Below are 23,919 nucleotides of genomic sequence, written 5' to 3'. Positions count from 1 at the left end.
ATGCCCGTATCCCGACTCGATGCCTGTTTCCTGCGTCTGCGCGAACAGCAGCGCAAGGCGCTGATTCCCTTCGTCACCGCCGGTGATCCCTCGCTGGAGGCCACCGTGCCGGTCATGCACGCGCTGGTCGATGCCGGTGCCGATGTGATCGAACTGGGCGTGCCGTTCTCCGACCCGATGGCCGACGGCCCGACCATCCAGCGCAGCTCCGAGCGCGCGCTGGCGCGTGGTGCTGGCAGCCGCTACGTGCTGCAGGCCGTTGCGCAGTTCCGCGAGCGTGACGCTCAGACGCCGGTGGTGCTGATGGGCTACCTGAATCCGGTGGAGATCCATGGCTACGCGGCCTTCGCAACGGCAGCCGTGGAGGCGGGTGTGGACGGCGTTCTGCTGGTCGACCTGCCGCCGGAAGAAGCCGGCGAAGCGCAGCAGGCCTTCGATGCAGCGGGCCTGGCACTGGTCCTGCTGGCGTCGCCAACTACCAGCGAGGCGCGCGCCGACAAGCTGCTGGCGCTGGCCCGTGGCTATCTCTATTACGTCAGCTTTGCCGGTGTCACCGGCGCGTCCGAGCGCCTGGACAGCGATGCCGCCAGTGCCCGCCTGCAGGCCCTGCGCGCGCGCGCTTCGGTGCCGGTGGTGGCCGGCTTCGGCATCAAGGATGCCGACAGTGCTGCGGCGATGGCCCGCCAGGCCGACGGCGTGGTGGTCGGCAGCGCGCTGGTGGCGGCGCTGGCCGAAGCGGGCTCGGCTGAAGAGGCCGCGCAGCGCGCTCGAACCTTCCTGGCTCCGCTGCGGCAGGCGCTGGACGCCTGAGGGGTAGTGCCGGCCGCTGGCCGGCACACGCCTGGGCCGCGTGTGCGACAAGGGTTGCCGGCCAGCGGCTGGCACTTCCCCGCACCTAAACGTACGTCCCAGCATGGTTTTTTCCGGCGGCCCCGTGTCCGGCAAGGGGGTGCACGGGCGGGGAAAGCGGAGCTAGACTGTCCGCCTTTGCGGCCCTTGGGCCGCCCTGAACGGAAGTGTCCTCCCGCATGAGTTGGCTCAGCAAGTTGATGCCGTCCGGCATCCGCACCGACAACACCCCCAGCAAGAAGCGCAGTGTCCCCGAGGGCCTGTGGGAAAAGTGCAGCAACTGCGGCAGCGCGTTGTACCGTCCGGAACTGGAAGAGAACCTGGAGGTCTGCCCGAAGTGCGGCCACCACATGGCGATCCGCGCACGTGCGCGCTTGGCCGCCCTGTTCGACGCCGACAGCACCACCGAGATCGGTGCGCGCCTGGGCCCGACCGACCTGCTCAAGTTCAAGGACCAGAAGAAGTACAGCGAGCGCATCAAGATCGCGCAGAAGAACACCGGCGAGTACGACGCGCTGATCGCCATGCGCGGCCTGCTCAAGGGCCGTGCGCTGGTGGCCTCGTCGTTCGACTTCGCCTTCATGGGTGGCTCGATGGGCTCGGTGGTGGGTGAGCGTTTCGCGCTGGCCGCCGAAACCGCGGTCGAGATCGGCGCCCCGTACGTGTGCTTCTCGCAGAGTGGCGGCGCGCGCATGCAGGAAGGCCTGTTCTCGCTGATGCAGATGGCCAAGACCTCGGCCGCGCTGGGCAAGCTGCGTGAAGCGGGCCTGCCGTACATCTCGGTGCTGACCCACCCGACCACCGGTGGTGTGTCGGCCTCGTTCGCGATGCTGGGCGACATCAACATCGCCGAACCGCAGGCGCTGATCGGCTTCGCCGGCCCGCGCGTGATCGAGCAGACCGTGCGCGAGAAGCTGCCGGAAGGCTTCCAGCGCTCGGAGTTCCTGCTGGAGCACGGTGCCATCGACCAGATCTGCGACCGCCGCGAAATGCGCGACCGCCTGTCCGATCTGCTGGCAATGCTGGGCCGTCAGCCGGCGCCGGAGGTGGCTTGATGGGAGGCCGCAAGTACTTTGGTACTGATGGCATCCGTGGGCGGGTCGGCCAGGGCGTGATCTCGGCCGACTTCGTGCTGCGCCTGGGCAATGCCCTGGGCCGTGTCCTGGTCGCCCAGCGCGGCCAGGACGGGCGCCGGCCGATCGTGGTGATCGGCAAGGACACCCGCATTTCCGGTTACATGTTCGAAGCGGCACTGGAAGCCGGCCTGGTCGCCGCCGGCGCCGACGTACAGCTGCTGGGGCCGATGCCGACCCCGGCGGTGGCGTTCCTGACCCGCACGCTGGGCGTGGACGCCGGCATCGTCATCAGCGCCTCGCACAACCCGCATTACGACAACGGCATCAAGTTCTTCTCGGCCCAGGGCGAGAAGCTCGACGATGCCACCGAACTTGCCCTGGAAGCGGCGCTGGACGTTCCGTTCACCACCGCCGAATCGGAGAAGCTGGGCAAGGCATCGCGTGCGCGTGAAGCGGTCGGCCGCTACATCGAGTTCTGCAAGGCCAGCGTGCCGCGCGCGTTCGACCTGCGTGGCGTGCGCCTGGTGCTGGATTGCGCACACGGCGCCACCTACCAGATCGCACCGCTGCTGTTCCGCGAACTGGGGGCCGAGGTGATCGGCATCGGTGCCGAGCCCAACGGCGTCAACATCAACGCCGGTGTGGGTTCCACCCATATCGACAACCTGGCGGCCAAAGTCCGCGAGACCCGTGCCGATCTCGGCATCGCGTTCGATGGTGATGGCGACCGTGTGCTGATGGCCGACGACCAGGGCAACCCGGTCGACGGTGATGACCTGCTGTACATCCTGGCCCGCGCCTGGAAGGACGAAGGCCGCCTGCGCGGCCCGGTGGTCGGCACGCTGATGAGCAACTACGGCGTGGAGAAAGCTTTCGCCGATCTGCAGATCCCGTTCGTGCGCAGCAACGTTGGTGACCGCTACGTGCACCAGGCATTGGTCGAAGGCGGCGGTGTACTCGGTGGGGAAGCGTCGGGCCATCTGCTGTGCCTGGACCGGGCCACCACCGGTGACGGTATCGTCAGCGCGCTGCAGGTGCTGGTCGCGCTGCGCAACAGTGGGCAGACCCTGCGCCAGGCACTGAAGGGCCTGGTGCGGGTGCCGCAGAAGACCGTCAACGTGCGTCTGGGCAATGTCTCGGCCAAGGCCACGGTGCAGTCTGAAAGCGTGCAGTCCGCGCTGGCTGTGGCGCAGCAGGCCGTAGCCGGCCGTGGCCGCGCGTTCCTGCGGCCGTCCGGTACCGAGCCGGTGGTTCGGGTCACCGTGGAAGCCGATGACGCCACGCTGATGCAGCAGACGCTGGACCGCTTGTCCGCTGCGGTGCGTGAAGCCGCCAGCTGAGGCGACTGCACATCCGTACAAAGAAAACGCCCCGGAATTCCGGGGCGTTTTCTTTTGCGGCGGCCAGGGGGGATGGCGTGTTCAGGGCCCCGGCACCATCTTCTTCTGGCGTGCCTTGAACCCATTGAACAGCGGCGCGATCAGCGGGTTGTAACTCAGGCGGATGCGCTTGCGCAGCCAGTTGGCCGGGCGGTTGCGGATCGCGAAACGATAGATGCGTTCCGGGTCGCCACCGATCACGTTGCGGCCGAACGGGTGGGTGGTGTGCAGGTAGCGGAAGCCCTGCTCGCGCGCCACTTCGATGTGATCCTGGTCGAAATCACCGTACGGCCAGCACAAGGTATCGGACACGTCGCCAAGCTTGTCCTGCAGGACTTCGCGCGAGATCGCCAGATCCCGGCTCAGGCCCGCGCGGCGCTGCGCACGGTCCAGATCGTCACGGCGCAGCCAGCGGGTGTGGGTATGGGTGTGGCAATGCACTTCGAAGGTGCCGGCGGCGATGGCCGCACGTGCTTCGCTCCAGCGCATCATCACATCGTCACTGCGGTCCTGCTCGTAGATCGCCGCTTCGCAGCCGCGATGGTCCGGCGTCGACGGCAGCGTCGCTCCAGCAATGCCGGCATGCGGACGTTCCGGGCCTTCGCCCATCCAGCCGGTGACCACGAACACCACGGCATGCATGCCGTACTTCTGCAGGATCGGATGGGCATACACCCAGTTGTCCAGGTAGCCATCGTCGAAGGTGATGACGATCGACTTGCGCGGCACCGGCTTGCCGGCCAGGAAGCCGGCGTACTGCTCCAGCGTCAGTGAGGTCCAGCCATTGCCTGCCAGCCACGCGATCTGGCTTTCGAAGTTTTCCGGCGACACGGTGATCATGCCCGGCGAGGGGCTGACATGGTGGTGCATCAGCACCGGAACGGTTCGCGCATCAGCCATGTCCCAGCTCCTTCAGCCACTGGTGGTAGTAGTGTTCGGTGGCTTCGCCGTGGCCGTCCGGCGTGAAGCGGTGCGCGCCGTGCATCCAGTCCCAGCCAGCGCGGCCCATCTGCCGCCGCCGTTCCGGGTCGTCCACCAGCAGGCGCAAAGCACCTGTCAGGGCGGCATTGTCTCCCAAACGGGTGAGGATCGCATTGCTGCCATCGACCACCATCTCCGGCACGCCACCCACCCGCGTGGCTACGATCGGTACGCCCACATAAGCCGCTTCCAGGAACACGGTGCCGGCCGCTTCCTTGTGCGAGGCCAGCGCGAAGATGTCGAAGCCGGCCATCAGCCGGCAGGCTCCATCGCGGTAGCCGAGCAGGTGCACCTGGCGCTGCAGGCCGTGCTCGGCGCACATCGCCTGCAGTCGTTCCGTCACGGCCTGGCCATCACCGACGATCACCAGGTGCAGGTCCGGGTTGGCCTTGCACAGCGGGATCATCGCCTGCAGCAGGTCGGCATGGCCCTTGGGCTCGCGCAGTACCGCCACGCAGCCGACCACGATGTCCTGTTCGCCGAAACCGAGCTCGGCACGCACCTGCGCGCGCGCGTCCTGCAGGCACTGCCAGGGATCGGCCTTGCGGATCTCGCTCCAGCGCGGCGGAACCGCGATAGGCGGCACGATGCCGATGCGCTCGGCCGGAATGCCACGGTCGGCCAGCAGCTGCTTGACGAAGCTGCTGACGGTCAACACCCGGTGCGGAAGCCCGGTATAGGTCAGCAGCGAATTGACCGGGCTCATCAGGTGGCGTGAGCGCACCACCAGCGGCGTGCCACCCAGGCGTGCACCGGCGGCGGCGATCAGCGCATCGCGGCGACTGGTGGTGTTGACCACGTCGTAGCGTTCGCGGCGCACCAGTCGCGATACCGACCACACGCCGCGCAGCAGGCGTGCCAGGCCTCCCATGCGCAGCGTATGCACGGTGAAACCGTCGTCGCGTGCCAGTGTGGCCAGGCGCGCATCGGGCTGGCACAGCAACGACACTTCATGGCCACGCGCGCGCATCACCTGCATGTGCCGGAAGATGTAGATCTCCTGCCCGCCCATTCCCTTGGCGGCTTCGGTATGCAGGATGCGCAGCGGACGGTTCATGCAGGATCGGTCCTTGAAGTTCAGCGGTTGCGGAAGCGGGTCAGCGCTTCCCATGCGGAGCGGATGGCGGCGGCGTCCGGCGCCTGCTGCGGCAGCGGACGGTAGTGCCGGTCGAGCGCGGTGGCGTTGCCGAACTTGTCGAACACGTAGATGGCATCGCCATGGCGTACCGCGCGCTGCGACCAGCTCTCCACCACCAGCGCACGTTCGCTGGTGGTGGGCGCGGCCAGCAGGTCCTGGCCAGTACTGAAGTCGCTCAGGGCGTTCTCGCAGCCCAGTGCGTGGCGCATCAACGTCGGCACCCAGTCCTCATGCGAACTGGTGCGCATCTCATGGCCGCTGGGCTGGCCAGGCCAGTGCAGCACGAACGGCACCTGCAGCTGGTAGTCGGAGAAGTTGCCGTTGTGACCCCAGTAGTTCAGCTTGAGGTCGTTGAACTCTTCGGCATGGTCACCGGTGACCAGCACGATGGTGTTCTCGGCCAGGCCTTGTGTGCGAAGGTCGTCCAGCAGCGAGCCGACCAGGCTGTCGGCGTAGTGCACGGCGGTGCGGTAGCGGTTGAGCTCCGGCGTCGGGTCGTGGTCCGGGCCGAAGGACAGGAAGTCGATCTCCTTGGCCATCGGCGTGGCCACCGGCGGGTAGCTGGCGGGCAGGTGGTAGCCGGCGTGGGTGGAGTCGAGGAACACGAAGCCGAACCACGGGTGCTGCGCGGCCTGGCTGGTGCGGATGTCGTTCTGCAGCGCGGTGACGATGGCTGCGTCACGCTTGTCGGGTGTCAGGGCGGAGGGGCCCTGGTGCAGCTGGTCGCGTACGTCGGCGAAGGCGGTGCGGTCGAACTCCGGGCTGTACAGCGGCGCGCTGCCGTACAGGTGCAGGTCGTAGCCCTGCTGGCCCAGCACCTGGAACAGCTGCGAGCCGCGCTGTTCGTCCAGCATGCTCTGCCAGTAGCCGCCGGGCAGGCCGTAGAGCAGGCCGAACAGGCCGTAGCGAGTGGCGTTGCCGGTGCTGAAATGCTGGTCGTACACGCGCGAAGCCTGTGCCAGTGCCGTCGTATTGGGCATCAGCTGCGGCGTCATGGCGTCCTGGCGCAGCGACTCCAGCACCACCATCAGCACATTCGGCCGATGTGGGTTCTGGCAGCGCAGGGGCTGCAGCGGATACAGCAGCTGCGCATGGCGCGGGTCAGGCAGGCCAGCCTGCTGTTCGCTGACAACGCCCAGTTTGCGCATGAAGCTCTTGGCGGTGATCGGCTGCGCCCAGGGCAGGTAGTTCCACTGCGCGATGACGTCGCGGTCGCCGCGGGCATCGTAGTAGGCGGTGGCGACCTGGCCCCCCCCCATCAGCAGAGCGACCACTGCCCAGGCCTGCAGGACCCGGCGGCGGCGGGGCAGGGCGGGCAACAGCTTCCAGCATGCCCAGGCCAGCAGGCCTTCGGCGGCGAAGATGGCGGCGACCAGCAGTCCGGCCTGCAGCCAGGTTTTCCAGGACAGCGCGACCTGGTCCTGCAGCGCGCCGCCGAACACCATGTTCACCACCATGGCATTGAGGTGGAACCGATACAGAGTGAAAACCTTCGCATCAACCAGCAGCAGGCACAGCCACAGGCCCTGCAGCAGCACGGCGCTGATGCTCAGCGTGCGCGCGCTGCGCGGCCACAGGCCCAGCAGCAGCGGCAGCAGGCCTGCGAGGGCACCGAAGGCGAGCAGATGCCCCGGCAGAGCGACGGACAGGTAAACCAGGCCGATTGCGCCACCGGGGTTGTCGGCCAGCGGTACGTTGCCGAGCGTGATCGCCATCGCCAGCAGCGCGTTGCCGGCCACGAACAGCGACCACCAGGCCAATCGGCGCCAGTGACGTGCCGGGCCGGAGGGCAGGGAGGTGTTGGCAGAAGGAGCAGCAGGGCGCATGAAGGACGGAGGCGGCAGGTGGAACAGGGGCGGGAGTCCCGGTTGTGACGGAATCGTTAATCCGCGCGCGGGTTGCGCATTGTATCGGTTTGTTTCTTCGTATCGAGTGGCGTCCCCCGGGCGATCTGTCACAATGTTCAGGTGGGCCATGAATGCGCTGGCCCTTCCAGACCCAACGACAAGCCAGGAACCGCTGTGAGCCAGATCCCCACCCTCGACATCACCCGTTTCGACAGCGACCGCGAGGCCTTCGTGGCCGAGCTGGGCGCGGCCTACCGCCAATGGGGATTCGCGGGCATCCGCAACCACGGCATCCCGCAGGCCGACATCGACGCGGCCTACGATGCCTTCAAGGCCTTCTTCGCCCTGCCGGAGGAAGTCAAGCGCAAGTACCACGTGGCCGGCAGTGGCGGCGCCCGCGGCTACACCCCGTTCGGCGTGGAGACCGCCAAGGGCTCCAAGCATTTCGACCTGAAGGAGTTCTGGCACATCGGTCGCGAGATCGCCGACGACTCCAAGTACCGCGACGTGATGGCGCCGAACCTGTGGCCGACCGAGGTCGAGGGCTTCCGCGAGCGCGGTTACGGCCTGTACCAGGCGCTGGACAACCTGGGTTCGCGCGTACTGTCGGCGCTGGCCCTGCACATCGGCCTGCCGGAAGACTTCTTCGCCGACAAGACCAACTTCGGCAACTCGATCCTGCGCCCGATCCACTACCCGCCGATCACCACCGACGACATCCCGAACGTGCGCGCCGGCGCGCATGGCGACATCAACTTCATCACCCTGCTGGTCGGCGCCAGCGCCGCGGGCCTGGAAGTGCAGTCGCACGAGGGCGAGTGGGTGCCGTTCACCTCGGACGCGGACACCATCGTGGTCAACATCGGCGACATGCTGCAGCGCCTGACCAACCACGTGTACCCGTCGACCATCCACCGCGTGGTCAACCCCCCGGGTGAGCTGGCGCGCCAGCCGCGCTACTCGGTGCCGTTCTTCCTGCATCCGAACCCGGACTATCTGATCGACGTGCTGCCGTCCTGCATCACCCCGGAGAACCCGAGCCGGTACCCGGAGGCGATCACCGCCCATGGCTTCCTCGAGGAACGCCTGCGCGAGATCAAGCTGAAGTAATGAGAAGTGAGGCCGCCGAAAGGCGGCCTTTTTCTTTAGCATGACCCGTCCTGAATTGGGTTGACACCTTTTCCCTCTGGAAAAGGAATGTTCAATGAAATCAACAATCAGGCGCAGTCAGCGGGATTACTCGCTGGCCTTCAAGTTGTCCGTGGTCGATCAGGTCGAGCGTGGAGAACTGACCTATAAGAAGGCTCAGGAGCGATACGGTATCCAAGGTAGCAGCACGGTTCTGAAGTGGCTTCGCCGCCATGGTCGGCAAGATTGGTCAGGTGGTGCATCATCTGCCCCCATGACGACTTCTCCCAAAAGTGGACCGGCCACGCCGCTGACGCCGGAACAACAGATCAAGGCCCTGCAGGTCCAGTTGCGGGAGGCCAACGAGAAAGCACAGCTTTTCGAAGCCATCGTGGATGTCCTCAAAGAGGATTACGGGGTGCGCATCGTAAAAAAGCCTTCAGGCAAGTCCTCACGCAAGGGCGCCTCAAAGGCGTAAGCGTGGCAAGGGCTTGCCGCCATTTCGGCATCAGTCGACAGGCGTTCTATCAAGCGGGGTGCCGGCATCAACGACGACGCGCCAGCGAGACCAAAGCACTGGCGCTGGTGAGCGATTGCCGCGTGCGGCAGCCACGGATCGGGACGCGCAAGTTGCACCATTTGATCGGACCGAAGCTGCAGGCGGCGGGAATCACCATGGGGCGTGACCGGTTGTTTGACGTACTTCGGGAAGCGCGCCTGCTGGTACCGAAACGTCGGGCTTATCACAAGACTACCGACAGCCATCATCGCTTTCGCAGGCATCCGAATCTGCTCAAACCTGGCCAAGGATGCGTAATACCAACCGGTAGCGAGCAGGTGTGGGTGGCGGACATCACCTATCTGCCGACGCAGGGGAAGTTCGTGTATCTGAGCCTGGTCACCGATGCCTGGTCGCGCAAGATCGTGGGCTGGAGCGTGCATGAAACGCTACAGACAGAGCAGGTAGCTCAGGCGCTGGAGATGGCGCTGAAAGGGAGAAAGACACCGCAGAAGCTGATCCATCACTCTGATCGTGGAATCCAGTACTGCTCGGATTACTACCAGAAGATCCATGCGCGGCACGGCCTGACCTGCTCGATGACCGACGGCTACGACTGCTATCAGAACGCTCTGGCAGAGCGAGTCAACGGGATCCTCAAGTGCGAGTTCCTGCTTCATCGCCCACGGGACCTGGGGCAAGCCCGCCAGATGGTGGCTGAGGCCGTAGACATCTACAACGCTGAGCGCCCCCACCTGTCCCTTAAAATGCAGACGCCCGATGCGATGCATCGGGCGTCTTTGGCCGCCTGACGGCGGCCGGACCATCCACCCATCGGTGTCAACCTATGGCAGGACGAGTCAGCAGGGCTGCGCCCCGCACCCGCGGTAGTGCCGGCCGCTGGCCGGCAAGTCCAAAGCCAAAGCGGCTCTGGGCTTCTGCTGGTTGGGCGGGGCGGTGTGGGTTGGCAGGACACGCCGTAAACCCGTCCCTGGGGGCTCGATGGCGCCATCCATGGCGCCAACGGTCCTGCCAACCCACACCGCCCCACCCCCGACAGTTTCCCGGTGACGGTGGGTAAATCGCGATTCCCGGTAGGTGTCGACCTTGGTCGACACGGTAGATCCACGCCATGCGTGGATGAGATCTGTCAGATCCAAGTGGGGTAGGGGGTTGATCTAACCGGTAGCAACCCGGATTGCAGCTTTTGCCTTTGCTCTTGCTCTTCTTTTTTCTTTCCGTGGCGGGCGGAACCGCCGGAATGTGTCAGAGGCCGGGCGGGTGGGGCTGCGCAGGGGCGTGAGCCGCATGGATGCGGCGACCGAGCTTACAGGGGTGAGGGCGCTTTGCTTGCGAAGCACTGCTTCGCAAGCGCCAGAACGCACAGCCGCCAGCGGCTGGGCCGGGCCCCGGAGGGGGACTTGCAGCGCCCCCTGCGCAGTCCCACCCGCCCGGCCAAGCCCCAAGTCCAACCGGGCTCTCCGCGACCAACCCAACCCCACCCCCGCCACGAGGGGCTGCGCCGTTGGCTGAAAATCCATGTAACCGCTTACACGGAAACGGATTTTTGCCGTAACGGGTATCATGACCGGCTGACTTCACACAGGAGCCACCCGCTCATGCGCCGCAAGATCGTCGCCGGAAACTGGAAGCTGCATGGCAGCCGTCAATTCGCCAATGAACTGCTGGGGCAGGTCGCCGCCGGGCTGCCGCTGGAGGGGGTGGACGTGGTGATCCTGCCGCCGCTGCCCTACCTCGGGGAGCTGGTCGAGGACTTCGGCGAGACCGGCCTGGCCTTTGGCGCGCAGGACGTGAGCAGCAACGAGAAGGGCGCCTACACCGGCGAGGTCTGCGCCGCCATGCTGGTCGAGGTCGGCGCCCGCTATGGCCTGGTCGGCCATTCCGAGCGCCGCCAGTACCACCACGAAAGCAGCGAGCTGGTCGCACGCAAGTTCGCCGCCGCCCAGCACGCCGGCCTGGTGCCGGTGCTGTGCGTGGGCGAGACCCTGGAGCAGCGCGAGGCCGGGCAGACCGAAGCGGTCATCGCCGGCCAGCTGGCGCCGGTGCTGGAGCTGGTCGGCGCGGCCGGTTTCGCCAAGGCCGTGGTCGCCTACGAGCCGGTCTGGGCCATCGGTACCGGCCGTACCGCTACCAAGGAGCAGGCGCAGCAGGTGCACGCGTTCATCCGTGGCGAAGTCGCGCGTATCGATGCTAGAATCGCTGATTCACTGCCCATTGTTTACGGCGGTAGCGTGAAGCCCGACAATGCCGGGGAACTGTTCGCGCAGCCGGATGTCGATGGTGGGCTGGTCGGCGGCGCCTCCCTGGTGGCCGCGGACTTCCTGGCCATCGCACGGGCGGCGGCCGCGAACTAATCCTAGAAGTTTTGTCCGAGGGCGGTTTCCAATGCTGATGTTGATCCTCAATGTCGTCTACGTGCTGGTCGCTGTGGCCATGATCGCGCTGATCCTTATGCAGCGTGGCTCGGGTGCGGCGGCGGGTTCGGGCTTTGGTGCCGGTGCCTCGGGTACGGTGTTCGGTGCGCGCGGCGCCTCGAACTTCCTGTCCAAGTCGACCAAGTGGCTGGCTGTCGTGTTCTTCGGCATCAGCCTCTTCATGGCCTGGTATGCCGGTCATGGCAGCCGCCCGGCGGCCGACCAGGATCTGGGCCTGATGTCCGCACCGGCGGCAGTCGCTCCGGCGGCTCCGGCGGGCGAACTGCCGGCCGTTCCGAAGGCCGATGCGGTCCCGGCCGCCCCGGTTCCGGCCGCGAATGTGCCGGCTCAGGCGGAATCTTCGGTTTCTGGTGAAGAAAAGCCTTCGGAAGGCTCCCAGAAAGACTGAAGCCGGTTACAATACGCGGCGCATCGGGAAGATAGTCTGATGTGATCGTTTGCCCAGGTGGCGGAATTGGTAGACGCACTACCTTGAGGTGGTAGCGACGCAAGTCGTAGGGGTTCGAGTCCCCTCTTGGGCACCATTTGTAAGTAAAGCGGGTTCGTCTGGCGCGCAAGGCGCCAGGCAGATTCCCGTCCACTCCCCCATGCCAAAGCGCCTGCAGGCGCGGCGGCAGAGGCAAGAGAGAATCGCTGTGCTGGCCGAATATTTGCCGTCTCTGCTGTTTCTGATCGTTGCCACCGGTATCGGCATTACGCTGATGCTGGTTGGTCGATTCCTCGGTCCCCGCCGCCCCGATCTGGAAAAGCTGTCGCCGTACGAGTGCGGCTTCGAGGCCTTCGAAGACGCGCGCATGAAGTTCGACGTGCGCTACTACCTGATCGCGATCCAGTTCATCGTCTTCGACCTGGAAATCATCTTCATCGTGCCGTGGACCCAGGTCTTCATGGAGCTGGGTGCCCGTTCGCTCATCACCATGGGCCTGTTCGTCGGCATGCTGTTCCTCGGTTTCATTTACGTCTGGAAGAAGGGAGCGCTGGAATGGGAGTGATTCAGACTCTCGATGGCCTCATGAACAACCCCACGCCGGAAGGCCGGGTTGATGACATCCTGCGGCCGGAAGGCGACAACCCGCTGCTGGAAAAGGGCTTCGTCACCACCAGCGTCGATGCACTGCTGAACTGGGCGCGCACCGGCTCGATGTGGCCGATGACCTTCGGTCTGGCCTGCTGCGCGGTCGAGATGATGCATGCCGGCGCCGCGCGCCTGGACCTTGACCGCTACGGCGTGGTGTTCCGCCCGTCGCCGCGTCAGTCCGACGTGATGATCGTGGCCGGTACCCTGGTCAACAAGATGGCCCCGGCGCTGCGCAAGGTCTACGACCAGATGCCGGACCCGAAGTGGGTCATCTCGATGGGTAGCTGCGCCAATGGTGGCGGCTATTACCACTACTCCTATTCTGTGGTGCGCGGCTGTGATCGCGTGGTGCCGGTGGACGTCTACGTCCCGGGCTGCCCGCCGACCGCCGAGGCGCTGGTGTACGGGATCCTGCAGCTGCAGAAGAAGATCTGGCGTACACAGACCATCGCCCGCTGACCCCTTCACCTGACAAGAGCGCGCCAAGCCCCCATGGCAGAGCAAGCATCCTTCATCGACCGACTCTCCGCACGTTTCGCAGGTGCGAAGGTCATCGTGGTCGAACCCCGCGGCGAAGTGACGCTGGAAGTGCCTGCCGCCGAGTGGCACGCCACCGCCCTGGCGCTGCGTGACGAGTTTGGTTTCGAGCAGGCCGTGGATCTCTGCGGCGTCGACTACCTCGGTTATGGCTCCGACGAATGGGACACCGCCGACGTGTCCTCGCAGGGCTTCAGCCGTGGCGTCGAAGGCAAGGCCCAGGGCCGTTTCGCGTGGGGCGAGTTCCCCACCGAGGAAAACGGCGCCGACGGTGCCCGCCCGCAGCACATGCCGACCCAGCGTTTCGCCGTGGTCGCCCAGCTGCGTTCGTACCAGCACAACCTGATGATGCACCTGCGCTGCTTCGCCCCTGACGAAGCGCTGCCGGTGGTGTCCTCGCTGACCGGCATCTGGCCGGGCCTGAACTGGTTCGAGCGCGAAGCGTTCGACCTGTACGGCGTGATCTTCGAAGGCCACCCGGACCTGCGCCGGATCCTGACCGACTACGGTTTCGTCGGCCATCCGTTCCGCAAGGACTTCCCGCTGATCGGCAATGTCGAAGTCCGCTACGACGAAGAAAAGAAGCGCGTGATCTACGAACCGGTCACCTCGGTGGAGCCGCGTGTCGGCGTGCCGCGCGTGATCCGCGACGACGCCCGTCTGCAGACCGCAGAAGGTGAGCGCGCGCAGGAGGCAGTGAAGTGAGCCACGTACACCAGGCCGGCGAAGCCTTCGCCAGCAACGCCGCCGAAAGCCGGCAGGAAATCCGCAACTACACCATGAACTTCGGCCCGCAGCATCCGGCCGCGCACGGTGTGCTGCGCCTGATCCTGGAAATGGACGGCGAAACCATCATGCGCGCCGACCCGCACGTGGGTCTGCTGCACCGTGGTACCGAAAAGCTGGCCGAGTCCAAGCCGTTCAACCAGTCGATCGGCTACATGGATCGCCTGGATTACGTGTCGATGATGTGCAACGAGCACGCCTACGTGCGCGCGATCGAGACCCTGATGGGCATCGAAGCGCCGGAGCGTGCGCAGTACATCCGCACCATGTACGACGAAATCACCCGCATCCTCAACCACCTGATGTGGCTGGGCTCCAACGCGCTCGACCTGGGTGCGATGGCGGTGATGCTGTATGCCTTCCGCGAGCGCGAAGAGCTGATGGACTGCTATGAAGCGGTCTCCGGCGCGCGCATGCACGCGGCGTACTACCGTCCGGGCGGTGTCTACCGCGACCTGCCGGACCACATGCCGAAGTACAAGGAATCGCGCTGGCACAAGGGCAAGGCGCTGAAGCAGCTCAATGCTTCGCGCGAAGGCTCGCTGCTGGACTTCCTGGAGAACTTCACCGTCGAGTTCCCCAAGCGCATCGACGAATACGAAACCCTGCTGACCGACAACCGTATCTGGAAGCAGCGTACCGTCGGCATCGGCGTGGTCACTCCGGAACTGGCCCACCAGTGGGGCATGACCGGCGTGATGCTGCGTGGCTCGGGCATTGCCTGGGACCTTCGCAAGAAGCGCCCATACGCCAAGTACGATGCCGTCGATTTCGACATCCCCCTGGGCAAGGAAGGCGACTGCTACGACCGCTACCTGGTCCGCGTTGCCGAAATGCGCGAGTCCAACCGCATCATCAAGCAGTGCGTGGCATGGCTGAAAGCCAACCCCGGCCCGGTGATGGTGAAGAACTTCAAGGTTGCTCCGCCCAGGCGCGAGGACATGAAGGACGACATGGAAGCGCTGATCCACCACTTCAAGCTGTTCAGCGAGGGCTACTGCGTGCCGGCCGGCGAGACCTACTCGGCGGTGGAAGCCCCGAAGGGCGAATTCGGCTGCTACCTGGTCTCCGATGGCGCCAACAAGCCGTTCCGCGTGCACCTGCGTGCGCCGGGCTTCGCCCACCTGTCCTCGATCGATTCGGTCGTGCGCGGCCACATGCTGGCCGACGTGGTGGCGATGATCGGTACCTACGACCTGGTGTTCGGCGAGGTTGACCGGTAATGCCGTCCGCCACGCCAACGCCCGCTGCAGGCAGCCGGCGCAAGCCGGCGCCGCAGTTTCTGGAATTTCACGTTATGCATTTCGCTGAGGTCGGCCGATGAAGGCGACAGGTAATTTCGAGGCGGCGCGCGACGTCGACCCGATGGTGGTGCTGAGCGACAAGACCCGCGCTCACATCGATCACTGGCTGTCCAAGTTCCCGCCGGACCGCAAGCGCTCTGCCGTGCTGCAGGGCCTGCATGCGGCCCAGGAGCAGAACCAGGGCTGGCTGACCGACGAGCTGATCGCCGGCGTGGCCAAGTACCTGGACCTGCCGCCGGTGTGGGCCTACGAGGTCGCCAGCTTCTACTCGATGTTCGAGACCGAGAAGGTCGGCCGCAACAACGTGGCCATCTGCACCAACATCAGCTGCTGGCTCAATGGTGCCGAGGACATCGTCCGCCATTGCGAGAAGAAGCTGGGCATCAAGCACGGTGAATCGACCCCGGACGGCCGCGTCTACCTCAAGCGCGAGGAAGAGTGCCTGGCCGGCTGCGGTGGCGCGCCGATGATGGTCATCAACGGTCACTACCATGAGCGTCTGACCCTGGAAAAGGTCGACGAGCTGCTGGACGGGCTGGAGTAAGGGCATGGCACATCACCACGAATCCAAGGGTCCGGTCGGCCCCGCGCCGCTGCCGCACCAGGTGGTCTACACCACCCTGCATTACGACACCCCGTGGTCGTACGAAAGCTACCTGAAGACCGGTGGCTACGCCGCCCTGCGCAAGATCCTCGAAGAGAAGATCCCGCCGGAGCAGGTCATCGAGATGGTCAAGGCCTCGGGCCTGCGTGGCCGCGGTGGCGCAGGCTTCCCGACCGGCCTGAAGTGGTCCTTCATGCCCAAGGGCAACATGCAGAAGTACATCCTCTGCAACTCGGACGAATCCGAGCCGGGCACCTGCAAGGATCGCGACATCCTGCGCTACAACCCGCATTCGGTGGTGGAAGGCATGGCGATCGCCTGCTACGCCACCGGTTCGACCGTGGGTTACAACTACCTGCGCGGTGAGTTCCACCACGAGCCGTTCGAGCACTTCGAGCAGGCCCTGGCCGACGCCTATGCAAATGGCTGGCTGGGCAAGAACGTGATGGGCTCGGGCGTGGACATCGACATCTACGGTGCGCTGGGCGCCGGCGCGTACATCTGCGGCGAAGAAACCGCGCTGATGGAATCGCTGGAAGGCAAGAAGGGCCAGCCGCGCTACAAGCCGCCGTTCCCGGCCAACTTCGGCCTGTACGGCAAGCCGTCGACGATCAACAACACCGAAACCTATGGTTCGGTGCCGGCGATCATCCGCAACGGTCCGGAGTGGTTCAAGGGCCTGAGCCTGACCGCCAACGGCGGTCCGAAGTGCTTCTCGGTGTCCGGCTGCGTGCAGAACGGCGGCAACTTCGAAGTGCCGCTGGGCACCAAGTTCCACGACCTGCTGGAAATGGCCGGTGGCCTGCGTCCGGGCCGCACCCTCAAGGGCGCGATCCCGGGCGGCGTGTCGATGCCGGTACTGACCGCGGCCGAGCTGCAGGATCTGCCGATGGACTACGACACCATCCGTGCGCTGGGCTCCGGCCTGGGTTCGGGTGCGATCGTGGTGCTCGACGACAGCGTCTGCTGCGTCAAGTTCGCCTGCCGCATCAGCCAGTTCTTCCACAAGGAATCGTGCGGCCAGTGCACCCCGTGCCGTGAAGGCACCGGCTGGATGCACCGCGTGCTGGAGCGCATCGTCGCCGGCAAGGCCACGATGGAAGACCTGCACCAGCTGAAGGCGGTGGCCGGCCAGATCGAAGGCCACACCATCTGTGCGTTCGGTGAAGCGGCTGCATGGCCCATCCAGGGCTTCCTGCGCCAGTTCTGGGACGAATTCGAGTACTACATCGTCAACGGTCATTCGATGGTTGACGGCAAGAAGGTGGAGGCAGCCGCCGCATGAGCGCGCAACCCGTAAACCCGAACGTGCCACCGGATCACGTGACCATCGAAATCGATGGCAAGTCGCTGGTCGTGCCCAAGGGTTCGATGATCATCCAGGCGGCCGACAAGGCCGGCATTTCGATTCCGCGCTTCTGCTACCACGAGAAGCTGCCGATCGCGGCCAACTGCCGCATGTGCCTGGTGGACGTGGAAAAGTCGCCGAAGCCGGCGCCGGCCTGCGCCACCCCGGTGATGGATGGCATGAAGGTCGCCACCCGCAGCGAGAAGGCACTGAAGTTCCAGCGCTCGGTGATGGAGTTCCTGCTCATCAACCACCCGCTGGACTGCCCGATCTGCGATCAGGGCGGCGAGTGCGAGCTGCAGGACGTGTCGCTGGGCTATGGCCGTTCGGTCAGCCGCTTCAACGAGCGCAAGCGCGTGGTGCCGGACGAGGACATGGGCCCGCTGGTCGCCACCGAGATGACCCGCTGCATCCAGTGCACCCGCTGCGTCCGCTTCACCGCCGACGTTGCCGGTACCTACGAGCTGGGTGGCATGTACCGCGGTGAGAACCTGCAGATCGGTACCTTCGACGGCAAGCCGCTGACCACCGAGCTGTCCGGCAATGTCGTCGACGTCTGCCCGGTCGGCGCACTGACCAACAAGGTGTTCCAGTTCCGCGCCCGCCCGTGGGAACTGACCGCGCGCGAGTCGCTGGGCTACCACGACGCGATGGGTTCGAACCTGTTCCTGCACGTGCGTCGCGGCGAAGTGCTGCGCACCGTGCCGCGCGACAACGAAGCGGTGAACGAGTGCTGGCTGTCCGACCGTGACCGCTACTCGCACCAGGGCCTGTACAGCGAAGACCGTGCGGTCAAGCCGCTGCGCAAGGTCAATGGCGAGTGGAAGGAAGTGAGCTGGGCCGAAGGCCTGGCCGCGGCCGTCGAGATCCTCAAGGCCAACCAGGGCGACAACCTGGGCGTGCTGGTGCATCCGTCCACCTCGAACGAGGAAGGCGCGCTGCTGGCCCGCCTGGCCAAGGGCCTGGGCTCGAGCAACATCGACCACCGCATCAACAACCGCGATTTCTCCGACGCCGCAACCGCCGAAGTGTTCGGCCTGCCGCTCGCCGAGATCGAAGGCGCCGACCGCATCGTCGTTCTGGGCAGCAACATCCGCCACGAACTGCCGCTGCTGCACGCCCGCCTGCGCAAGGCGCAGACCACCAAGGGCGCGAAGATCCACGTCGTCAATCCGGTGGACTTCGACTTCGCCTTCAGCATCGCCGGCAAGCAGATCGTCGCGCCGTCGAAGTTCGTCGACGCGCTGGCCAACGCCGAGCTGCGTTCGGCCGTGCAGGGCGGCAACAACACCGTGCTGATCGTTGGTGGCATCGCCGAAAACCATCCGCAGGCTGCCGCGATCCGCGCCGCCGCGCGTGACTTCGCCGCTGCGACCGGTGCCAAGCTGTGCCGCATCCCGCAGGGTGCCAACGCCGTTGGCCTGACCCGCGCAGGCGTGCTGCCGGCCGGCAAGGACGTCGCCGCAATGCTGGCGCAGCCGCGCCAGGCCTACGTGGTGTACGGCCTGGAGCCGGGTCTGGACTTCGCCGACGCCCCCGCCGCGCGCAAGGCACTGGTCGGCGCCAAGGTGGTGGCCTTCAGCCAGTTCGCCTGCGTCTCCACCCGCGACGTTGCCGACGTGATCCTGCCGATCGGTGCGCTGCCGGAAATCGACGCCACCCTGACCAACCTCGATGGTCGCGAGCAGTCGGCGCGTGCCGGCGGCAAGCTGCCGGGCGAGGCCCGTGAGGGCTGGCGCGTGCTGCGCGCCCTGGGCGGTGAGCTGGCGGTAGCCGGTTTCGACTTCACCGACCTGGCCGGCCTGCGCGCCAGCCTGGCCCCGGTGTCGGTCGCCGTTGCCGCCTCGGCACAGCCGGTGGTTGCCGGCGAAGGCCTGGAAGTGGCTTCGACCGCCGCGATCTACCGCACCGATGCGGTGGTCCGTCGCGCCCCGGCGCTGCAGTCGCATCCGCTCAACAACGCCCCGCGCATCGTGCTGAACGCTGAAGATGCCGCTCGCCTGCAGCTGCAGGAAGGGCAGATGGCCAAGGTCGGCACCGATGCCGGCAAGGCCACCCTGCCGGTGGTGATCGACGCCCGCGTCGCTGCGGGTTCGGTCTGGATTGAATCGGGCCACGGCGCGACCGCGCCGCTGGGTGCCGCTCGCGTAACGGTGGTGGCTGCATGAACGAATTGCTGTTGAACGCGGTCGATCCGCTGCACCAGTGGCTGCTTGGCCTTGGTGACATCGGCGCGCTGATCTGGATCATCCTGAAGATCCTGGTGATCACCGTTCCGGTGATCATCTCGGTGGCCTTCTACGTGGTCTGGGAACGCAAGCTGATCGGCTGGATGCACGTCCGCCACGGCCCGATGTACGTGGGCATGGGCATCTTCCAGGCCTTCGCCGACGTCTTCAAGCTGCTGTTCAAGGAAGTGGTCCAGCCGAGCAGCGCCAACAAGGCGATCTACCTGCTGGCCCCGCTGATCACCCTGGCCCCGGCCTTCGCGGCCTGGTCGGTGGTCCCCTTCGATTCGCAGATCGTGCTGTCCAACGCCAACGCCGGCCTGCTGTACCTGCTGGCGATGACCTCGCTGGGCATCTACGGCATCATCCTGGCCGGTTGGGCATCCAACTCGAAGTATGCGTTCCTAGGTGCGATGCGCGCCTCGGCGCAGATGATCAGCTACGAAATCGCCATGGGCTTCGCCCTGGTCGGCGTGATGATCGCCTCGGGCAGCCTGAACCTGAGCAACATCGTGATGGCGCAGGCCGGCAATTCCGGTTTCTTCGACTGGTTCCTGCTGCCGCTGTTCCCGCTGTTCGTCATCTACTGGGTGTCGGGCGTTGCCGAAACCAACCGCGCGCCGTTCGACGTGGTGGAAGGTGAATCGGAAATCGTCGCTGGCCACATGGTCGAGTACTCGGGCGGTGCGTTCGCGCTGTTCTTCCTGGCCGAATACGCCAACATGATCCTGATCAGCTTCCTGATCTCGATCTTCTTCCTCGGCGGCTGGCTGAGCCCCATCCAGGGCTGGGTCAACTTCGGCGACGTCTCGCCGCTGGTCGACTGGATCTGGAAGGGCGGTGCACCGTGGCTGTTCGTCAAGGTGTTCTTCTTCGCCAGTGCCTACATCTGGTTCCGTGCCAGCTTCCCGCGCTTCCGCTATGACCAGATCATGCGCCTGGGCTGGAAGGTCTTCATCCCGCTGGCCATTCTGTGGATCGCGGTTACCGCCGTCATGGTGTTCTTCGGCGTGATTCAAAAGGGCGTCTAAGTGATGAACAGGATTACCCATTACTTCAAGAGCCTGCTGCTGCTCGAACTGCTGGGCGGCCTCTGGCTGACGCTGAAGTACAGCTTCAAGCCCAAGTACACGATGATGTACCCGATGGAGAAGTTCCCGCAGTCGCCGCGCTTCCGTGGCCTGCACGCCCTGCGCCGTTACCCCAACGGTGAAGAGCGCTGCATCGCCTGCAAGCTGTGCGAAGCGGTGTGCCCTGCATTGGCCATCACCATCGACTCGGCCAAGCGCGAAGACGGCACCCGCCGTACCACGCGCTATGACATCGATCTGTTCAAGTGCATCTTCTGCGGCTTCTGCGAAGAAAGCTGCCCGGTGGACTCGATCGTCGAAACCCACATCCTCGAGTATCACTTCGAGAATCGTGGCGAAAACATCGTTACCAAGCCGCAGCTGCTGGCCCTGGGCGACCGTCTCGAGTCCGAGATCGCCGAGCGTCGCGCCGCCGATGCCGCTTACCGCTGAGGTCGAGAGATGGATTGGGTAAATATCGCTTTCTGGGTGTTCGCCATCGCGGCAACGGTTTCGGCCGGTGCGGTGATCAGCGTGCGCAACCCGGTTCACGCCGTGCTCTGCCTGGTGCTGACCTTCTTCTCCATTGCCTGCGTGTGGCTGCTGGTCGGCGCCGAGTTCCTCGGCGTGGCGCTGGTGCTGGTCTACGTCGGCGCGGTGATGGTGCTGTTCCTGTTCGTGGTGATGATGCTCGACATCGACCCCACCAAGCTGCGTGAGGGCTGGGTCCGCTACCTGCCGGTCGGTCTCATTGTTGCCGTGGCGATGCTGGTGCAGATGCTGATCCTGATCGGCGTGAAGGGCAGGGCGGTCAACCCGTTCCCGGCCGACAACGCCGCCGCGGTCGCTGCCGACAGCTCCAACGTCACCTGGCTGGCGCGTACGCTGTTCACCGAGTACCTGCTGCCGTTCGAGTTCGCCGCCGTCATCCTGACCGTGGCCGTGGTTGCCGCCGTGATGCTGACCCTGCGCCGCCGAACCGGCGTGAAGAGCCAGAACCCGGGCGAGCAGACCATGGTCAAGGCCGGCCAGCGCCTGCGCATGGTCAAGATGGGCGCCGAAGCGCCGGTCGTGCACAGCAACAGCAAGCCGGCCGCCGGCGAGGAGACCCAGCCGTGATTACCCTTGGCCACATCCTTGCGCTGGGCGCGGTGCTGTTCGCCATCAGCCTGGCCGGCATCTTCCTCAACCGGAAGAACGTCATCGTCCTGCTGATGTCGATCGAACTGATGCTGCTGTCGGTGAACATCAACTTCGTCGGCTTCTCGCGTCAGCTGGGCGATCCGTCCGGCCAGCTGTTCGTGTTCTTCATCCTGACCGTCGCCGCCGCGGAAGCCGCCATCGGCCTGGCGATCCTGGTGACCCTGTTCCGTACCCGCCGCACGATCAATGTCGGCGAAGTCGATTCGTTGAAGGGCTGATCCACAGATGGAAATCACTCTCTCCAAGAGTCTGTTGATCGCAGTGGTGCTTGCACCGCTGTTCGGCAGCATCATCGCCGGCCTGTTCGGTCGCCAGGTCAAGCGCTTCGGCGCGCAGACCATCACCATCCTCGGCGTCGCGGTTGCCTGCGGCCTGTCGATGTACACGCTCTACCAGTTGCTGTGGGGCGGTGCGCAGCCGTTCAACCAGAACATCTACACGTTCTTCGAAGTCGGCCAGTACTCGGCTCACGTCGGTTTCATGGTCGACAAGCTGACCGCGATGATGATGGTGGTGGTGACCTTCGTGTCGCTGCTGGTCCACATCTACACGATCGGCTACATGCAGGACGATCCGGGCTACCAGCGGTTCTTCAGCTACATCTCGCTGTTCACCTTCTCGATGCTCACCCTGGTGATGAGCAACAACTTCCTGCAGCTGTTCTTCGGCTGGGAAGCGGTGGGCCTGGTGTCGTACCTGCTGATCGGCTTCTGGTTCAAGCGCCCGACTGCGATCTTCGCCAACATGAAGGCGTTCCTGGTCAATCGCGTTGGTGACTTCGGCTTCCTGCTCGGTATCGCCGGCGTGCTGTGGGTGTTCGGCACCCTGGACTACTCGCAGGTGTTCTCGCAGGCCGGCATGCTGGCTGACCCGCGCGCCCAGCTGCAGATCTGGGACGGCACCATGTTCGGCATGCAGCTGCTGAACGAGCCGGTGATCTGGTCGATCGCCACCGTCATCTGCATCTGCCTGTTCATCGGTGCGATGGGCAAGTCGGCCCAGGTCCCGCTGCACGTGTGGCTGCCGGACTCGATGGAAGGCCCGACCCCGATCTCGGCACTGATCCACGCCGCGACGATGGTGACCGCCGGTGTCTTCATGGTCACCCGCATGTCGCCGCTGTTCGAGCTGTCGCAGACCGCGCTGAACTTCATCCTGTTCATCGGTGCCACCACCGCGTTCTTCACCGGCCTGATCGGCATCGTGCAGAACGACATCAAGCGCGTCGTCGCGTACTCCACGCTGTCGCAGCTGGGCTACATGACCGTGGCCTTGGGCGTGTCCGCCTACTCGGCCGCCGTGTTCCACCTGATGACCCACGCCTTCTTCAAGGCGCTGCTGTTCCTGGGTGCCGGCTCGGTCATCATCGCGATGCACCACGAGCAGGACATGCGCAAGATGGGCGGCCTGCGCAAGTACATGCCGATCACCTTCGTCACCATGTGGATCGGTACCCTGGCCCTGGTCGGTACGCCGTTCTTCTCCGGCTTCTACTCGAAGGACACCATCATCGAGGCGGCCGAGATCCACGCCCACATGCAGAACAGCTGGGTGGCCACCTATGGCTACTGGGCAGTGCTGGGTGGCGTGCTGGTGACCAGCTTCTACAGCTTCCGCCTGCTGTTCATGACCTTCCACGGCAAGGAGCGTTTCCGCGACGCGCACGACGATCATGGCCACGGCCATGACGATCACCACGCCGCCGATGCCCACCATGGCGATGCCCATGACGACCACGGCCATGGCCACGGTCCGCATGAACCGCATGAAACCCCGTGGGTGGTGACCCTGCCGCTGATCCTGCTGGCCATCCCGTCGATCGCCATCGGTTTCTTCAGCATCGGTCCCATGCTGCACGGCACCGACTGGGCCGGCAACCATGCGTACGAGGCGATCAAGGGCCAGGCGCAGACGTTCTTCACCGGCATCGTCGACTTCTACGATCCGGCCAAGAACACCGTCGCGTTCCTGGGTGAAGAGTTCCATGGCCCGGTCGCGTTCGCGCTGCACGGCATGATGCTGCCGCCGTTCTGGCTGACCCTGGCGGGCTTCCTGCTGGCTGCGCTGTTCTACCTGTGGAAGCCGGACCTCTCGGGCAAGGCACGCAAGACCTTCGCCCCGATCGTTTCGGTGCTGGAAAACAAGTACGGCTTCGACAAGCTGTGGATCGATGGCTTTGCCGGTGGCAGCGTCAAGCTGGGCAAGGTCTCGCGCTGGATCGACAGCAACATCGTCGACGGCGTGGTCAATCTCTCGGCACGTGTTGTGGACGTTGCAGCCGGCGTGCTGCGTCGTACCCAATCCGGTTTCCTCTATCACTACGCCTTCGCGATGATCATCGGCCTGATTGCCCTGCTGGGCGTGCTGATGCATTACCTGCGTTGATGACCTGTACGGAATAAGAAGAC

At 65.2% G+C, this 23,919-nt stretch carries 22 protein-coding genes and 1 tRNA gene; 20 read left to right on the top strand and 3 right to left on the bottom strand.

From position 1 onward, the window contains the following. The 3 genes from trpA (at nt 1) to glmM (ending at nt 3,265) form a co-directional block, all read left to right on the top strand. Nucleotides 1–810: a tryptophan synthase subunit alpha gene (gene trpA / locus ACZLHH_RS16650; protein WP_180845124.1), complete on the top strand. Its 810-nt coding sequence runs from the start codon at nt 1–3 to the stop codon at nt 808–810. Between the two features lie 218 nt (nt 811–1,028). Continuing rightward, nucleotides 1,029–1,904, top strand: a complete 876-nt coding sequence (gene accD, locus ACZLHH_RS16645; protein ID WP_005410473.1) for an acetyl-CoA carboxylase, carboxyltransferase subunit beta — start codon at nt 1,029–1,031, stop codon at nt 1,902–1,904. Beyond that, nucleotides 1,904–3,265, top strand: a complete 1,362-nt coding sequence (glmM, locus tag ACZLHH_RS16640; protein WP_032128253.1) for a phosphoglucosamine mutase — start codon at nt 1,904–1,906, stop codon at nt 3,263–3,265. Before accD ends, glmM begins: the two co-directional genes overlap by 1 nt. A gap of 81 nt (nt 3,266–3,346) precedes the next feature. Here the strand turns inward: glmM and ACZLHH_RS16635 are convergent, their stop codons facing one another. The 3 genes from ACZLHH_RS16635 to ACZLHH_RS16625 are packed head-to-tail and all read right to left on the bottom strand — an operon-like array spanning nt 3,347 to nt 7,249. After that, nucleotides 3,347–4,204 (bottom strand): polysaccharide deacetylase family protein, encoded by an 858-nt coding sequence (locus tag ACZLHH_RS16635; RefSeq protein WP_071229135.1) that lies wholly within the window; start codon nt 4,202–4,204, stop codon nt 3,347–3,349. Beyond that, nucleotides 4,197–5,342, bottom strand: coding sequence for a glycosyltransferase family 4 protein (locus ACZLHH_RS16630; RefSeq protein ID WP_032128255.1), 1,146 nt, complete (start codon nt 5,340–5,342; stop codon nt 4,197–4,199). The genes ACZLHH_RS16635 and ACZLHH_RS16630 overlap by 8 nt, the downstream gene beginning before the upstream one ends. Nucleotides 5,343–5,362: 20 nt before the next feature. Further along, the gene (locus ACZLHH_RS16625; RefSeq protein WP_180845436.1) at nt 5,363–7,249 is read right to left on the bottom strand and encodes a DUF3413 domain-containing protein; all 1,887 of its coding nucleotides are present in this window, start codon (nt 7,247–7,249) and stop codon (nt 5,363–5,365) included. Nucleotides 7,250–7,444: 195 nt separating this feature from the next. Here ACZLHH_RS16625 and ACZLHH_RS16620 point away from each other — a divergent pair, with 195 nt between their 5' ends. The 17 genes from ACZLHH_RS16620 (at nt 7,445) to nuoL (ending at nt 23,896) form a co-directional block, all read left to right on the top strand. Next, on the top strand, nt 7,445–8,380 hold the full coding sequence (locus ACZLHH_RS16620; RefSeq protein ID WP_032128257.1) for an isopenicillin N synthase family dioxygenase: 936 nt from the start codon (nt 7,445–7,447) through the stop codon (nt 8,378–8,380). A gap of 94 nt (nt 8,381–8,474) precedes the next feature. Then, a protein-coding gene (locus ACZLHH_RS16615; RefSeq protein ID WP_223224739.1) for an IS3 family transposase occupies nt 8,475–9,709 on the top strand; the annotation gives its coding sequence in 2 pieces (ribosomal slippage) (nt 8,475–8,826 and nt 8,826–9,709; 1,236 coding nt in all). 807 nt (nt 9,710–10,516) lie between these two features. After that, nucleotides 10,517–11,272: a triose-phosphate isomerase gene (gene tpiA, locus ACZLHH_RS16610; protein WP_032128643.1), complete on the top strand. Its 756-nt coding sequence runs from the start codon at nt 10,517–10,519 to the stop codon at nt 11,270–11,272. Between the two features lie 31 nt (nt 11,273–11,303). Next, complete coding sequence (gene secG, locus ACZLHH_RS16605; protein WP_010486424.1) at nt 11,304–11,741, top strand: preprotein translocase subunit SecG; 438 nt, start codon at nt 11,304–11,306, stop codon at nt 11,739–11,741. 51 nt (nt 11,742–11,792) lie between these two features. After that, nucleotides 11,793–11,877: transfer RNA gene (locus ACZLHH_RS16600), tRNA-Leu, on the top strand. A 111-nt stretch (nt 11,878–11,988) separates the two neighbouring features. Further along, on the top strand, nt 11,989–12,345 hold the full coding sequence (locus ACZLHH_RS16595) for an NADH-quinone oxidoreductase subunit A (RefSeq protein WP_008265012.1): 357 nt from the start codon (nt 11,989–11,991) through the stop codon (nt 12,343–12,345). Next, nucleotides 12,336–12,890: a NuoB/complex I 20 kDa subunit family protein gene (locus ACZLHH_RS16590; protein ID WP_005410463.1), complete on the top strand. Its 555-nt coding sequence runs from the start codon at nt 12,336–12,338 to the stop codon at nt 12,888–12,890. Before ACZLHH_RS16595 ends, ACZLHH_RS16590 begins: the two co-directional genes overlap by 10 nt. A gap of 33 nt (nt 12,891–12,923) precedes the next feature. After that, on the top strand, nt 12,924–13,673 hold the full coding sequence (locus tag ACZLHH_RS16585) for an NADH-quinone oxidoreductase subunit C (RefSeq protein WP_005410462.1): 750 nt from the start codon (nt 12,924–12,926) through the stop codon (nt 13,671–13,673). Next, nucleotides 13,670–14,977 (top strand): NADH-quinone oxidoreductase subunit D, encoded by a 1,308-nt coding sequence (locus ACZLHH_RS16580; RefSeq protein ID WP_005417935.1) that lies wholly within the window; start codon nt 13,670–13,672, stop codon nt 14,975–14,977. The genes ACZLHH_RS16585 and ACZLHH_RS16580 overlap by 4 nt, the downstream gene beginning before the upstream one ends. 97 nt (nt 14,978–15,074) lie before the next feature. Beyond that, nucleotides 15,075–15,602 (top strand): NADH-quinone oxidoreductase subunit NuoE, encoded by a 528-nt coding sequence (gene nuoE, locus ACZLHH_RS16575; RefSeq protein ID WP_005410460.1) that lies wholly within the window; start codon nt 15,075–15,077, stop codon nt 15,600–15,602. A gap of 4 nt (nt 15,603–15,606) precedes the next feature. After that, the gene (nuoF, locus tag ACZLHH_RS16570) at nt 15,607–16,947 is read left to right on the top strand and encodes an NADH-quinone oxidoreductase subunit NuoF (protein ID WP_006381131.1); all 1,341 of its coding nucleotides are present in this window, start codon (nt 15,607–15,609) and stop codon (nt 16,945–16,947) included. Further along, nucleotides 16,944–19,178 carry an NADH-quinone oxidoreductase subunit NuoG gene (nuoG, locus tag ACZLHH_RS16565; protein WP_180844540.1) on the top strand — a complete coding sequence of 745 codons (2,235 nt, stop codon included), beginning with the start codon at nt 16,944–16,946 and terminating at the stop codon, nt 19,176–19,178. Before nuoF ends, nuoG begins: the two co-directional genes overlap by 4 nt. Continuing rightward, nucleotides 19,175–20,269 (top strand): NADH-quinone oxidoreductase subunit NuoH, encoded by a 1,095-nt coding sequence (nuoH, locus tag ACZLHH_RS16560; protein ID WP_006381129.1) that lies wholly within the window; start codon nt 19,175–19,177, stop codon nt 20,267–20,269. The genes nuoG and nuoH overlap by 4 nt, the downstream gene beginning before the upstream one ends. A gap of 3 nt (nt 20,270–20,272) precedes the next feature. After that, on the top strand, nt 20,273–20,761 hold the full coding sequence (gene nuoI, locus ACZLHH_RS16555) for an NADH-quinone oxidoreductase subunit NuoI (RefSeq protein WP_006381128.1): 489 nt from the start codon (nt 20,273–20,275) through the stop codon (nt 20,759–20,761). A gap of 9 nt (nt 20,762–20,770) precedes the next feature. Then, nucleotides 20,771–21,427 (top strand): NADH-quinone oxidoreductase subunit J, encoded by a 657-nt coding sequence (locus ACZLHH_RS16550; protein ID WP_032128645.1) that lies wholly within the window; start codon nt 20,771–20,773, stop codon nt 21,425–21,427. Next, complete coding sequence (gene nuoK, locus ACZLHH_RS16545) at nt 21,424–21,729, top strand: NADH-quinone oxidoreductase subunit NuoK (protein ID WP_005417921.1); 306 nt, start codon at nt 21,424–21,426, stop codon at nt 21,727–21,729. Before ACZLHH_RS16550 ends, nuoK begins: the two co-directional genes overlap by 4 nt. 7 nt (nt 21,730–21,736) lie before the next feature. Then, complete coding sequence (gene nuoL, locus ACZLHH_RS16540) at nt 21,737–23,896, top strand: NADH-quinone oxidoreductase subunit L (protein ID WP_180844539.1); 2,160 nt, start codon at nt 21,737–21,739, stop codon at nt 23,894–23,896. Nucleotides 23,897–23,919 lie beyond the last annotated feature (23 nt).

Source organism: Stenotrophomonas sp. 28608_Sma, assembly GCF_056486185.1.
The sequence above is the reverse complement of the archived record's forward strand: the minus strand, read 5'-3'. Positions and strand labels throughout refer to the sequence as shown.